We start from the raw sequence: 13,850 nt of genomic DNA, 5'->3' as shown, positions 1-13,850 counted from the left end.
AACGAATTATTTAGGTTTGGGTTCCAAGCTACAGAGTTTTAATTGGCAATTATGCCCATTTAAACAACTAAAATTATACGGTTACAAAAAGACGTGTCAAATATTTTTACACATCTTTGCATTTACATCCCACTACATCTATATTTGTTTTTTAATAGAATTAAAAAATGGCCAAAGGAAATATCCTAATTGTTGACGATAACAAGAATGTGCTACTGGCACTAGAAATGCTACTGGCGCCAGAATATAACAAGGTTAGCTGCATATCGAACCCAAATCTGCTATTATCGGAGTTGCAAAGCAACAGCTACCATCTGGTGCTACTCGACATGAACTTTAAAGCCGGGGTGAACACCGGCAACGAGGGGCTTTACTGGCTTCAACGCATTAAGGAAAATCATCCCGACATATCGGTTGTGCTAATAACCGCCTATGGCGATGTGGAGCTGGCAGTTAAGGCACTCAAGGCGGGAGCCACCGATTTTGTGCTAAAACCCTGGGAAAACCAGAAACTGCTGGCAACGGTAAAATCGGCCATTGAGTTGAGCTTATCGAAAATGGAGATTGAGGGACTTAAGCAGAAGGAGAAGGACTTGATCAGAAGCATAAACCGAGAGGATAAGCAGATCATTGGCAGTTCTGCAGCCATTCTGGATGTGCTAAGAACCGTAGATAAGGTAGCCCAGACCAACACCAACATACTAATTACAGGTGAGAATGGAACGGGCAAAGAGCTAATAGCCCGCAGAATACATAACATGTCGGTGCGCAGCAATGAGATTATGGTAACCGTTGATATGGGCGCTGTAAGTGAGACACTTTTCGAGAGCGAACTATTTGGCCACGTTAAGGGCGCATTTACCGATGCCCACGAGAGCCGCACCGGAAAATTTGAGCTGGCAAATCGTGGCACGCTCTTCCTCGACGAAATAGCAAACTTACCGCTAAACCTCCAATCGAAGTTACTAGTAGCACTGCAAAACCGTGAGGTTACAAGGGTTGGGGCAAACCAACCCAACCCCATCGACATTAGGCTTATCTGCGCCACCAACAAGGATATGAACCAGTTAGTTGATAACGGCGAGTTTCGCGAGGATTTACTGTACCGAATAAATACAATACACATTGAGGTGCCTCCCCTGCGTCGCCGTAAGGATGACATAATGCCACTGGCCGAGCATTTCCTTACCAAGTATTCCGAAAAATATGGTAAGCCATCGCTTAGTATCACGCAGCAAGCCAAGGAGAAGCTAACCGATTACTCTTGGCCGGGCAATATCCGCGAGCTGGAGCACACCATTGAAAAAGCAGTAATTATGAGCGAATCGGGCAAGCTAAAGGTGCACGACTTCTTCTCGGGATCAACTGTTAGCCACAAAGCCGACACAAATGTTGTGAAGCTCGATGAGATGGAAAAAAAGATGATTACGCTAGCCATCGAAAAAAATGCGGGAAACATAAAGGCTGCAGCCAACCAGCTGGGCATTACCCGGCAAACCCTTTACAACAAGATGCGAAAGTATGGTATTAATCAGTAGGTATGCTTAACCCTAACAACGTATGACCAGATCATTCTACCTAAATATAGCTATCCGCATAGTAGTTATCGCCCTGCTAAGCTTATACACGGGGTGGGCACAAAGCAGCGGACAGCCCATATACAACATCCTAGCATTGCTACTGCTAATCGTTATATTGATTATTAATCTGATTTGGTACACAAATAAAATCAATAAGAAAATAGCCTACTTCTTCGATTCTGTTTGCAACGACGATTTTAGCCTATCGCTCCCCGACTACGCTGGTGATAAACTGCTGAAAAAGCTTAGCGCAAACCTTAGGCGTATCTCCAAGCAAATCGAGAAGATTCATATTGAAAATCAACGGCAGGAGAAGTATTTTGAGGCAATGATTGAGCACATTAGCGTGGGTATAGTATCGGTAAATAGCCAGGGCTTCATTATCAATTCCAACACCAGTCTAAAAAAACTGCTAGGGCTAAACCAGCTAACCCATATCCGCCAGCTAGAACGGATTGACCCAAAGTTGGCCAAGCTACTGAAGGAGATTGAGGCAAACCAAGAAAAAACCATAACCATAAGCTGCAAGAATGGTCCGGTTACCCTACTGGTTAAGGCTAGCGCTTTTAAAAGCGACCAGGAGCAGCTTAGGCTTATCTCGATGCAGGACATACGCAAGGAGTTGGACGAGAAGGAGCTGGACTCGTGGCTTAAGCTAATACGAGTGCTTACTCACGAAATAATGAACTCCATTGCGCCGGTAACTTCACTCTCCGAAAACCTATCCAATCAGTTTGTGAAGGGTAGCGACCCCATAACCACCAGCGAGGTTGACGAAGGATTAATAAAGAGAACCATTCAGGGGCTAAGGGTAATTCGTGAGCAGGGGCAAGGGCTAACACGTTTTGTAGAGAACTATCGAAAGCTCACTAGGCTTCCTAAGCCTGAAATATCCGAAGTTCATGTGAAGAATCTTTTAGATAAAACCCTAATGCTGTTCAACTCGCTATATGGCGAAAACCAGATCAACATCTCGGTGGAGGTGGAGAATGAATTGCAAATCTTAAGGGTTGACGAGGGTCAAATATCGCAAGTACTTACAAATATTTTGAAAAACGCTGCCGATGCACTCACCGAATCAGCTGATCCATTCATAAAAGTTTTATGCAAAGCCTCACCTAAGGGAGAGGTGGTTATATCCGTTACCGACAATGGACCCGGTATTCCGCCCGAGCTGATTGATGAGATTTTTGTGCCCTTCTTCACCACCCGCGAAAACGGGAACGGCATTGGGCTAAGCATTTCACGTCAGCTAGCGCGATTAAATAATGCAAGCCTTAAAGTGAAATCCATAGCCCATACCGAAACGACCTTTAGCCTCCACTTTGGATAGAGGATCTGTCCACCTAACTTTTACTCGTATTGTAATGCCTTTACCGGATTACTAGTAGAAGCCCTGTAACTAAGCCAACTAACGGTTACCAAGGCCACCAGTACGGCTACCAAGCCTGAAAGAAGAAACACCCACCAATGCATAGGTGTTCTGTAGGGAAAACTTTGCAGCCATCTTTCCATTACAAAGTAAGCAACTGGAATCGCAACTATCATTGCTACAACAACCCATTTAATAAACCCCTTATTTAACATCCCCATGATTTGCAGGTCGGTTGCACCATTCACCTTTCGTATTCCAATCTCCTTAATCCTTTGGGTTATGTAAAAAGCAGCCATACCAAAGATCCCCATTACAGAGATAACAATTGCAAGAAGCGAAAAATAAGCTATAACCTTGGCATTCTTCTCCTCGCGCTCATACCATTTGGCTATAGCATCATCTACCAGCTTTGGTTCAATGGGAATGCCTTCAGTAAATTTGTCACTTACGTTTTTTATGCTCTGTATAATTGATGCTGGATCGCTACCCTCAATCTTAACAAAAACAGTCCAAGGGTATCCCTTCTCGGGAAGTATTTGAACCAACGCAGGGCCTATGGGCTGGTATAGGCTTCGGAAATGGAAATCATTAATCACACCGTAAATTGGAAACTTTGAACGCCCCAACGAAAACTCCACAGGAAGAGGCTCAAGGTTGAGTTCCCTTATGGCCGTTTGGTTTATCCAATAGGAGCGTGGCGAGTAGGCCGCTCCAGTTGGCGTTCCGGTAATACCAAAAATATTAAAAAAGGCAGAATCGACCTTGAACACCTGAAAGCTCACCTTTTGTCCATCATCAGATGATATTGAGTTGTTGTTTCCACCATCAAGAGGGCTTCCTGCCGTATAGGCCACCTCAACCACTCCAGCAATTCGTTTAAGCTCGTTCTTGAACGCCTCTTTTTCGCCAGTACTTATTGGGTTTCCAAAGTATACGATGTTATCCCTTTTGAACCCTAAGTCGAAATTTCGAAGGTAGCTGGTTTGATTCGAGATTATCCAAGTACAGGCTATAAGCGCTATGGCAGCAGTATATTGGAAGGCGATGAGGAGCTTGCTAATTGTTCCCTTGGACTTACGACGGAAGGCGCCCTTTAGCGCCTCAACGGCACTGAACCTCGATAATGTTATGGCTGGTATGGAGCCCGATACTACTCCAACAATAACTATACCCGCAATATAAATCAAAGAGGTTGTCCAGTTAAATGATTGGCCAATGTTCACGTTGGAACTTAGCAGATTGTTAAATGTTGACTCGGCAAGTTTAGCTAGCACCAAGGCAAAGTTAAACGACAGCAAGCAAAGCATCACCGACTCTAAAACGAACTGAAAAAACACGTTGCTGCGCGAACTCCCAAACAATTTCTTTATTGACACCTCACGGCTGCGGAAGCTCGATTGGGCCAACGAAAGATTTACGTAGTTAATTATGGCAAGCAAAAGAATAAGTACAACTATTGAAGAGAACATTGTTACAATGGTTTTACTATTGTTCTTTACTCCCTGCCCATCCTTTTTGCTAAAATAGACCTCTTGCAGTGGTTCAAAAATTAACTCTTTGGCAAAACCTTGGCTGTATAACCAAAAATCTTCCTTAAAACCAGCAAGTATCTCTGTTGCCTTTGAGGGCAAGTCGGTGTTGGGTCTTGCCATAAGGTATAGCACAAACGAGCAGTTGCCGTAATCGGTCAATATTGTTTTACTCATCCAGATATCCTCCAGAACGGAAAAATTCACCAAGCCACTAGTTTCAGGGAAATGGGTGTTGGGGCCAAAATCCTCCACAATTCCTGTTACAACAAAGCTAAGCCTATCGTCCACGCTTATCTCCTGGCCTATTGGATTCTCATTGCCAAAGAGCATTCTAGCATAAGACTCAACCAGTACGATGGAGTTTTTGCTAAGTAGCATCTCCTTAGGGTTGCCTTCTATCACCTTAAATGAGAAGATATTGAAGAACGAGCTATCTACCAGAAAAAAATCAAGGGTATGCTTCTGCGAGTTATCGCGGCTAGTAGTTCCACGCCATCGGTAAAATCGGGTATAGTTTTCAATCTCTGGATACTTACCCATAAGATCTTCGCCCATTGGGGGAGGAAAGGATGAAGAGTTCTCGGTTACAAGACGGTAAATCCTATCCTTATTCTCATGAAAACTATCAACCGAAAACTCCTGCGTAACGTAAACGCTTAGCAGTATTACAAACATTAGCGCAAAAGAGAAGCCCGCTATGGTTATAAAGGAGAATGCCCTGTTACGCATTAGCTGTTTGATGAAAATCTTAAAATTTTTGATAAACATAATGATATTGAATTAGTTGTCTATTATTTTACATATTTAGTATTGGTTATCCGTATGTCCTTGAGTTCCTCAATTATCATTCACTCCGTAGAACCTCCGCAGGATTTGCCATCGCTGCTCTCCATGTTTGCCAACCTACGGTGAGCAGCACAAGTACTAGCGCCAGCCCACCGCCCATAAGGTAAAAAGGCAACCCTAAGCTAAAGTCCGATGGGAAAACCGAAAGATACCCCGTTACCAGAACCATTGCCACGGGGGTAGCTAGAGTAATGGCAATAATAACCTGCATAATAAGCCCTTTGGATAGCATGAGCATGATTGTTGGTATTGAAGCCCCAAACACCTTCCGTATGCTCACCTCGCGCCTATGCCGCTGCGCAATAAAAAGGGATAGTCCGAATAGCCCAACTAGCGATGTGATAATGGTGAGCATAAAGAAAAGGTTCATCAGCAGCGATGCCGAGACGAATGACTTAGCCTCCTTCGTTTCATACAATATATCTTTATGGTATTTCATTTCAACGAGGTAATCGGAATTGAAACCATTCAGGGTATTGGTAATGTGCTCATGAGCTTCCTTTCGGAGGGCGGGATCTACCCTTATGGTGATGAAATTAGCTACATTTCCGCTAGGACGAATAAGCAGGGGGATAAGATCGAAAATGGGGGGAACCGATCGGTAAGAGTCAATTACCCCAATAATATTGTAGTACTCATTATAGAGCATAACCTGCTTGCCAATGGGATCGTCGTACCCCAATTCATTTGCGGCTAGTTGGTTAACAACAATGCTTAGCTCCTTATCTGAGGGAAAGTCACGAGAAAAGAAACGCCCCTTTACCATCGATATATCAAAAACATCTATATAGTCCTCGTTTAAAAAAAACACCGAGGCCATGGTCTGATTTCCCTCCTCTTTCCACTCGGTATTTAGCGACAGGTTCCATTCGGGGATATTTGACCCCCATGCAACTGCGTCAATAGCAGGATTTGCAAGCAGCTGCTCCCTTACCACATTCAAGTCGCCCCAAGGCGTTCCGCTAATACAGATTACATTGTCAGCGTTGTACTTCATAAAGGTGTAATCCTCCAGGTAGTTGGTGTGTCGGTTTGTTGCAAGGATAAACTGAATAAAAATAATGGCTAGAAAGAATTGGAATGTGGTTAGTACCCATCGTGATCGCCCCTTACTGCCCAGGGTATTGGCCACGGGTCTCATAAGGGCAATAGGCCGCTGAAAGGAGTAACGTAATGCAGGGTATAAACCCGACAGGATAACCGTTGCAACAAATATCAACATCATAAGCACTAGCGAATTGGCACTGGGTTTTATGGTTATCTCGGTAACCATTAGTTGGTTAAACCATGGCAACACAAGTTTAATGGCAACAATAGCCAGATTAAAGGCAATAAGCGTGGAGAGCAGCGTATCGGTTAGGAATTGATAAAAAATGTGTTTTTGTCGTGCACCGTTTACTTTGCGTATGCCAACCTCGCGGTTACGTGTCGAGAAAAGAATATTGGTGAGATTTATGTAATTCAGGCTGGTGATGATTAGCACAAATAAGCCACTAATTAGGAAGACCAAGAGTTTCCCCTTGTTGTTTTGCCAGGTCCCTCGCATATGTATCTCCTTAAGCGGTATCAGGAAGGCTCCAATACCATCAATATCGACTGGTATTTTGTAGGATGACTCAATTTTTTTACTTAGCGCCTGCATATCGGTTCCTTCACGTGTTAGCAGCAGGGTGATGAATGAGGTGCTACTGTATTCGTTGGGTTGTAGCCAACTATATCTTTTCACAAAATCGAAGGGTATAATAATCTCCATGGTAAGGTGCGTATTGGATGGAAGATCCTCGAAAACGCCGGTTACCATAAAATCCCCCTTCTCATCGTTAAGGTTCATGCGAATAACCTGACCTATTGGATCTAGAGAGCCGAAGTAGCGCTGAGCAATCGTTTCTGAGATTACAGCGGTATTCAATTCAGGCGACACCCCACCGCTCACAAAGGGGAGGGTAAGAATGCTGAACAGGCTCGAATCGGAGGCAAATACATTCTCCTCGTAGAAGTTGTTCTCGCCTACCCTAGCCGTAGCGGTACCAAAGTTAAACGAGCGGGAAAACATTTCAACCTCGGGGAATAGTTCCTGAAGCGATGGACCGTCGGGGCCAAAACTTGTGGGGATCCACTGCAGCTGATCAAACTCTCCTCTTATATATACCCGGCTAACCCGGTCGCCATTAATGTGGCAATCCTCATAGCTAAGCTCGTGGTGGGCAAATAGGATAGCCAGCACGGCCGAAGCCAGTCCAATGGTTAGCCCTCCAATATTGATAATGGACACTATCCTGTTTTTTAGTAGGCTCCGCCATGCGGTGAGGATGTAGTTAAGAAACATATCGAAATCAATTTAAGGATTCAAGTATTACCCAGCAAAAGGGTACTGAGATCACTTCAAGGGATGTGCCAACAGTTACTAAACACTGTATATCTGTCCTTTATGTCTACTCTAACTAGATTAACTAGCGCATCCCCTGTGCTAAAATCATCCATCAACTGTACCAGAATCATCCAATCGTTTTGCCTGCTCGCATATAATTTCTACATTTGATCTCGACATAATCCCCAAACCATATGGCAACTCAAGGCACCATCCTAATTGTTGACGATAACCCAAGTGTAATTGACTCCCTAACCCTATTCCTTAAGCGTAAGGTTGCTAAAATAATCTCCACAGAAAGCCCCAACGATATCCCAACAATTCTTAGCAAGCACCAGGTTGATGTGGTGATTCTGGATATGAATTTCGAGTTAACGGAGAATACGGGTAAAGAGGGGCTAAACTGGCTCAAGGAGATAAAAAAGCTAGACCCAAACCAGGTGGTCATCATGATAACCGCCTATGGCGATGTGGCGCTAGCTGTAGAAGCATTGAAAGAGGGCGCATCCGATTTTATTCTAAAGCCTTGGGACAACCAAAAACTACTAGCAACGCTCAACAGCGCAATGGAGCTAAGCCGATCCAAGCGTGAGGTGAGTCACCTCCGAACCGAACAGGCTGATCTAAAGCAGAGCATCAACAAAAACTCTCAGGCAATAATCGGTCAATCGCCCCCAATGCAAGAGGTGTTTCAGGTTATCAGCAAGGTAGCCCCAACCGATGCAAATGTTCTTGTACTAGGAGAGAATGGCACCGGGAAAGAGCTGGTGGCAAGGGAAATTCATCGGCTCTCGGCCCGAGCCAGTGGCATTTTTCTAACCATTGATATGGGCACAATTACCGAAACCCTTTTCGAAAGCGAGCTCTTTGGTCACAAAAAGGGAGCTTTCACCGACGCCAAGGACGATAAAATGGGTAGGCTTGCCCTTGCCCATGGGGGCACCCTATTTCTCGATGAAATAGGAAATCTTTCACAACCCATGCAGGCCAAGCTGCTTACTGTTCTTCAAAACCGCGAGTTTACACCCGTTGGTGATACGAAGACCAAACCCATTGATGTTCGACTTATTTGCGCAACCAATAGAAATGTTGGTGAAATGGTCACAAGCGGCCATTTTCGCGAAGACCTGTTATATAGGATAAACACCATACAGGTTGAACTCCCGCCCCTTAGGGTTAGAGGTGATGATATTATTCAAATCGCAAACTACTACCTCCGGAAATTTGGCGAGAAGTATGGCAAGTCTAAGCTATCGTTCAGCCCTAGCGTGTGCGAAAGGATATCATCCTACAATTGGCCTGGCAATGTGAGGGAGCTTAGCCATGCTGTAGAGCGCGCTGTGATTATGTGTGAAGGTGAACGAATTTCGCCAAACGATCTACTAATCCATTCAACTGCTGAAAGCAATAACCTTGGCGATAAACCCATAAGCCTAAACGAAGCCGAAGCCATACTGATAGCCAACTCCATAAAAAGAAACAAGGGCAATCTTTCGGCCGTGGCCAAGGAGCTGGGTATTGGGAGGCAGACTCTGTACAGGAAGATTAGAGAATATGGAATCTAACAAAACACCTAATCTGAATAGCAAACCAAATACTGTATTACGAAAATGCGTTACTTTAGCATTCAATCAAGCTTCTTTTAAGCACAACCAAAAATCGCTATAGATATCCTGCATCATCAAAATGCTCCTAAAAAAACACCACATAAATATTTGGCTAAGGATTGCCGGCATTACCATCAATTGTATGGTTATAGCTTACTTCGCAATCATTCATCCCGATTGGTTAATCCTAGCCAACTTGCTAGTTGTTCTTATAGCTCAGGTATTACTGTTAGTTCGGAGCCAAAACGCCATAAACCGGGAATTAGAACTATTTTTCGACACGCTTAAGAGTTTCGACTCAACCTCAAAATTTGCCCATCGCCTACAGGGTAAGGACTTTTCGGAGATTTATAAGAAATTCGATGATATTATCGAAAGTTTCCAAGCGGTTAAAATTGAGAACCAACAGCAAAACGAGTATTTGGGAACGCTTATTGAACATATTAATATAGGGATTATATCAATTAACTCGCGAGGCGATGTCACCTTAGCCAACTCTGCAGCAAAAAAATTGCTCGGAATTAGCAATTTAAAAACCTTCGGCAATCTTGAGAACCTTGAGCCCACCCTTTCGAGCACCCTTAAATCTATTGAGCCAAACGAGCAAAGGTTAATTAGCCTTTTCCGTTCTGGAAATCTTATGCAGCTCTCGGTACGAGCATCTATGATAAAGTTTAGAAACGATGAAGTTAAAATAATATCATTCCAAAACATAAAGAATGAGATGGATGCGAGGGAAATGGAGGGATGGCAAAAATTAATCCGCGTACTTACTCACGAGCTGATGAACTCGGCAGGGCCTATCAACTCCACCATATCAACCCTACTCGAGCTGCTAAGCGAGAACAGCAAACTACCTGATGGGCAAACCATATACCCTCCGGAAGTTATTGCCGACATAACTCAAGGATTGAAAATTATTGAAGAGCGAAGTTCGGGGATGGTTGAATTTGTTACCCGTTTCCGCAATTTAACCCTAATCCCTAAGCCAAATCAAGTAGGTGTAAATATCATCAGCCTATTTGAAAGCATTAAAATCCTTCTAAATGATGAGTTGAAAAACCACAACATTGACTTCAGCACCATCGTAACGGCTGGTAGTATTACTGTCTTGGCCGACAGAGGTATGCTTGAACAGATACTGATAAACCTGACAAAAAATGCTATCGAAGCCGTCCAAGCCAAGCAAACTCCTATAATTAAATTATCTGCTTGGAAAGATAGTGCCAATAATGTTTTTATTGAAATTGTAGACAATGGTGCTGGTATACCCCCCGAGCTACACGACAAAGTATTTGTTCCATTCTTTACAACGCGTAAAAACGGAACAGGCATAGGGCTAAGCCTATCTCGGCAGCTGGCAAATGTTCAAGGAGGTTCTCTATCGTTGAGCAGATCCATATCTGGCGACACCATATTCACCCTTCGGCTTAAAAGTAGTTAATTACCAGAAGTACTCGATTAAGACCCTCATTACATATTTTAATGGAGGGCAATGTGTTTTTTTGCCTAACTTTGCAGCAAATATTAGCTATGAGAATCCATTTCATCGCCATAGGCGGTAGCGCCATGCACAACCTAGCCATTACTCTGAAGCAGAAGGGTTACAGCATCTCTGGCTCCGACGACGAGATTTTTGAGCCCTCGCGGAGCCGGCTGGCACACCACAGCCTACTCCCTAGCGAGACTGGTTGGTTTCCAGAAAAGATATCCAAAGAAATTGATGCGGTTGTGCTTGGCATGCATGCCCGAAGCAACAACCCGGAACTTCTTCGAGCCCAAGAAGTGGGCATAAAAATTTACTCATACCCTGAGTATCTCTACGAGCAAACAAAAAATAAAACCCGCGTGGTAGTTGGGGGAAGCCATGGCAAAACCACCATCACCGCAATGATTATGCACGTGCTTAAAGAGGCCGGCCAAAAATTCGACTACATGGTGGGCGCCCAGCTTGAGGGATTTGAGAATATGGTGGAGTTATCGACCGACACCAATATTGCAATTTTCGAGGGCGACGAGTACCTCACCTCGCCCATCGATCCCCGTCCGAAATTTCACCTTTACAAGCCACATATAGCTGTAATATCAGGCATTGCTTGGGATCACATCAATGTGTTCCCCACCTTTGAGAAGTATGAAAAGCAATTCGAAATTTTTGTAGATACCATTGAACCCAACGGGCATCTCGTGTACTGCGCCAACGACGAGAATGTTGTTCGAGTAGCCAGCCAAGCGAGCGAAACCATTAAAAAGACTCCGTACACGGCTCATCCCCACCATGTAAACATCGAAAAAACATACCTCGACACCCCCAACGGGGAGTTGGAGCTAAAAGTGATGGGCAGCCATAACATGGAGAACATTTCGGCAGCCAAAGCGGTTTGCTCCTTACTGGGCGTTACAGAAGACCTGTTCTACAGGTCGATATCAAGCTTTTGCGGTGCAGAAAAACGGCTGCAGCTTATCCAAAAATCCGAAACTACCGATGTATATCTCGACTTTGCCCACGCCCCATCGAAGGTGAAGGCCACGGTCCAAGCATTAAGAGAAACCTTCCCTTACCGCAAGTTGGTAGCCTGCCTCGAGCTGCATACCTTTAGCAGCCTAAACCCCAACTTTTTGGATGAGTACAAAAACACCCTGTGCACAGCCGACATGCCAATAGTATACTACAACCCGAAAACCCTTGAGCACAAGAAGCTGCCCCCTATAGCAGAGGCTACGGTTAGGGAAAAGTTCAACTGCTCAAACCTCACCATATTTACCAACAGCCAAGATTTACAGAAATTTTTAACGGAACATTTTTGGGACAACACCAACCTGCTGCTAATGTCATCGGGCAACTTTTCGGGCCTGGACATTAAGAGCATTGCCGAAGCCATAACCGACGACGATATCTTCCCCAGAAGATACCTTGACATTTAAAAAACCACCAAAAGCCACCGTTATGAATATCTCAACCGAAAGAATAGACGTAGTGCCCTTAGCCTTAGATGAGCTTAAAACTCTTATCAGGTCTAGAGCTGAGTTCGAAAAGAGGGCTAAATGCCAAGTGTCGGGGTTAGAACTACCCACAGCCTACTGCGAAGAGCTGGCCGAGATGATTGAACGAACCCCCGACGTATGGGACAACAAAACCTGCGATTACCTGTTTTACACCCTTTGGACAATGATTGATAGGGAGAAGAAGTGTATTGTTGGGCAGTTCACATTTAACGGGAAACCCACAGCAAACGAAGAGGTGGAAGTTTTCTTTAGCATTGAACCACCATACAGAAGGAATGGGTATGCAACCGAGGTTATGCTAGGCATCTTGGATTGGGCCAAGGAAGCTAATCTTTTTAAAACCATACTCATTGAAGCCGATCTTGACAATAAAGCAGCCATGGCCTCGTTAAAAAAGTTGGGCTTTAAGCCAATCCCTATTGATGAGGAGGCGCAGGAGCGAAACACCCTGTCGAAGTATTACATTAGGGTATGCAAAGGGAATAAGCTTCAAGAGGAGCTAGATTTTGATTAGATTTTTTTTTGACAATCGATACATTGTAAAACACTAACATTAAATCCGAAGTATGAAAGCCAAGCATTTTTTAGCAATCTTTTTTGTACTAACATTATTTTCAGCAGAAGCAAAAGCCCAGCACACATACAATACTGGAGTTGGTTTGCGCGGTGGTTACCCATCGGGGGTGACAGTGAAACAGTTCCTAACCAGCAACACGGCTGCAGAGGGTATAGTTTCCTTTGGATGGGGAGGTATTGGGATAACAGGCCTTTACCAAATCCACAACCGAATACCTGACGCACCTGGATTTGAATGGTACTACGGAGGCGGAGCTCACCTCGCAACAGCTAAGGCCGATGACAATAGCCCCTTTGCAGGCTCAATAGGTGGGGAACTATTCCTTGGGGTAGATGGAATAATTGGAGTAGAATACGTTTTTGAAAGTGCACCAATATCTTTAAGCCTTGATATCCTTCCAATACTTAACATTGTAAATGACTTTGGGATATGGTTCAACTCCGGGCTTTCCATCAGGTACACTTTCAAGTAATTTTTTTCAAAAATTTCATACATTTTTTTGCAAGAAATAAATTTTCAATTACCTTTGCACCCGCTTTACGATGGTAAGGCAATACAACAATTGAAATGATGGCCCGTTCGTCTAGGGGTTAGGACGCCAGGTTTTCATCCTGGTAACAGGGGTTCGATTCCCCTACGGGCTACCACTTTTATATTTAATAGTTAGCAAAATGGCAAACCACAAGTCAGCAATCAAAAGAATTCGTCAGTCGGAAGCCCGTAGGGTTCACAACAAGTACTTTGCGCGTACAACTCGTAATGCCCTTAAGGCTTTAAGAGGCACTACCGATAAGGCTGCTGCACAAGAGATGCTTCCTAAGGTATCATCGATGTTGGACAAGCTGGCCAAGAAGAACATTATTCATAAGAATAAAGCTGCAAACCTGAAGAGTTCACTGGCTCTTCACGTTAACGCACTACAATAGTATTACAAGGTAGATTTAGGGTTTAGCTCGCCA

General features: G+C 44.1%; 10 protein-coding genes and 1 tRNA gene. 9 read left to right on the top strand and 2 right to left on the bottom strand.

The window, feature by feature from the left end:
* Nucleotides 1-167: 167 nt before the first annotated feature.
* Nucleotides 168-1,538 (top strand): sigma-54-dependent transcriptional regulator, encoded by a 1,371-nt coding sequence (locus G8O23_RS04480; RefSeq protein ID WP_166362219.1) that lies wholly within the window; start codon nt 168-170, stop codon nt 1,536-1,538.
* 22 nt (nt 1,539-1,560) lie between these two features.
* Complete coding sequence (locus G8O23_RS04475) at nt 1,561-2,913, top strand: sensor histidine kinase (RefSeq protein ID WP_166362217.1); 1,353 nt, start codon at nt 1,561-1,563, stop codon at nt 2,911-2,913.
* Between the two features lie 20 nt (nt 2,914-2,933).
* On the opposite strand, the gene G8O23_RS04470 is transcribed toward G8O23_RS04475, so the two are convergent.
* On the bottom strand, nt 2,934-5,255 hold the full coding sequence (locus G8O23_RS04470) for an ABC transporter permease (RefSeq protein WP_166362215.1): 2,322 nt from the start codon (nt 5,253-5,255) through the stop codon (nt 2,934-2,936).
* 76 nt (nt 5,256-5,331) lie between these two features.
* Entirely contained in the window at nt 5,332-7,659 is a 2,328-nt protein-coding gene (locus tag G8O23_RS04465) for an ABC transporter permease (RefSeq protein WP_166362213.1), read from the bottom strand.
* A 236-nt stretch (nt 7,660-7,895) separates the two neighbouring features.
* Here G8O23_RS04465 and G8O23_RS04460 point away from each other — a divergent pair, with 236 nt between their 5' ends.
* The 7 genes from G8O23_RS04460 (at nt 7,896) to rpsT (ending at nt 13,817) form a co-directional block, all read left to right on the top strand.
* A complete protein-coding gene (locus G8O23_RS04460; RefSeq protein ID WP_166362211.1) occupies nt 7,896-9,266 on the top strand; it encodes a sigma-54-dependent transcriptional regulator in 1,371 nt (456 codons plus the stop codon).
* Between the two features lie 184 nt (nt 9,267-9,450).
* Nucleotides 9,451-10,752, top strand: coding sequence for a sensor histidine kinase (locus G8O23_RS04455; protein ID WP_166362209.1), 1,302 nt, complete (start codon nt 9,451-9,453; stop codon nt 10,750-10,752).
* Nucleotides 10,753-10,841: 89 nt separating this feature from the next.
* Entirely contained in the window at nt 10,842-12,233 is a 1,392-nt protein-coding gene (locus G8O23_RS04450) for a UDP-N-acetylmuramate--L-alanine ligase (protein WP_166362207.1), read from the top strand.
* A 22-nt stretch (nt 12,234-12,255) separates the two neighbouring features.
* Nucleotides 12,256-12,828, top strand: a complete 573-nt coding sequence (locus G8O23_RS04445; RefSeq protein WP_166362205.1) for a GNAT family N-acetyltransferase — start codon at nt 12,256-12,258, stop codon at nt 12,826-12,828.
* Between the two features lie 52 nt (nt 12,829-12,880).
* Nucleotides 12,881-13,363: a hypothetical protein gene (locus G8O23_RS04440; protein WP_166362203.1), complete on the top strand. Its 483-nt coding sequence runs from the start codon at nt 12,881-12,883 to the stop codon at nt 13,361-13,363.
* Between the two features lie 100 nt (nt 13,364-13,463).
* A tRNA-Glu gene (locus G8O23_RS04435) sits at nt 13,464-13,538 on the top strand.
* Between the two features lie 24 nt (nt 13,539-13,562).
* Nucleotides 13,563-13,817: a 30S ribosomal protein S20 gene (gene rpsT / locus G8O23_RS04430; protein ID WP_166362201.1), complete on the top strand. Its 255-nt coding sequence runs from the start codon at nt 13,563-13,565 to the stop codon at nt 13,815-13,817.
* Nucleotides 13,818-13,850 lie beyond the last annotated feature (33 nt).

This window comes from Perlabentimonas gracilis (genome assembly GCF_011174675.1).
GTDB classification, from domain to species: Bacteria; Bacteroidota; Bacteroidia; order Bacteroidales; family Tenuifilaceae; genus Perlabentimonas; species Perlabentimonas gracilis.
Note: the sequence above shows the minus strand (reverse complement) of the source record. Positions and strands in the feature narration are given on the sequence as shown.

What these genes read in the sequence shown, in the direction of transcription:
- G8O23_RS04460 (WP_166362211.1), top strand. Translation starts at nt 7,896, where the DNA reads ATGGCAACTCAAGGCACCATCCTAATTGTTGACGATAACCCAAGTGTA.
- rpsT (WP_166362201.1), top strand. Translation starts at nt 13,563, where the DNA reads ATGGCAAACCACAAGTCAGCAATCAAAAGAATTCGTCAGTCGGAAGCC.
- G8O23_RS04450 (WP_166362207.1), top strand. Translation starts at nt 10,842, where the DNA reads ATGAGAATCCATTTCATCGCCATAGGCGGTAGCGCCATGCACAACCTA.
- G8O23_RS04445 (WP_166362205.1), top strand. Translation starts at nt 12,256, where the DNA reads ATGAATATCTCAACCGAAAGAATAGACGTAGTGCCCTTAGCCTTAGAT.
- G8O23_RS04470 (WP_166362215.1), bottom strand. Translation starts at nt 5,255, where the DNA reads ATGTTTATCAAAAATTTTAAGATTTTCATCAAACAGCTAATGCGTAAC.
- G8O23_RS04440 (WP_166362203.1), top strand. Translation starts at nt 12,881, where the DNA reads ATGAAAGCCAAGCATTTTTTAGCAATCTTTTTTGTACTAACATTATTT.
- G8O23_RS04480 (WP_166362219.1), top strand. Translation starts at nt 168, where the DNA reads ATGGCCAAAGGAAATATCCTAATTGTTGACGATAACAAGAATGTGCTA.
- G8O23_RS04465 (WP_166362213.1), bottom strand. Translation starts at nt 7,659, where the DNA reads ATGTTTCTTAACTACATCCTCACCGCATGGCGGAGCCTACTAAAAAAC.
- G8O23_RS04475 (WP_166362217.1), top strand. Translation starts at nt 1,561, where the DNA reads ATGACCAGATCATTCTACCTAAATATAGCTATCCGCATAGTAGTTATC.
- G8O23_RS04455 (WP_166362209.1), top strand. Translation starts at nt 9,451, where the DNA reads ATGGTTATAGCTTACTTCGCAATCATTCATCCCGATTGGTTAATCCTA.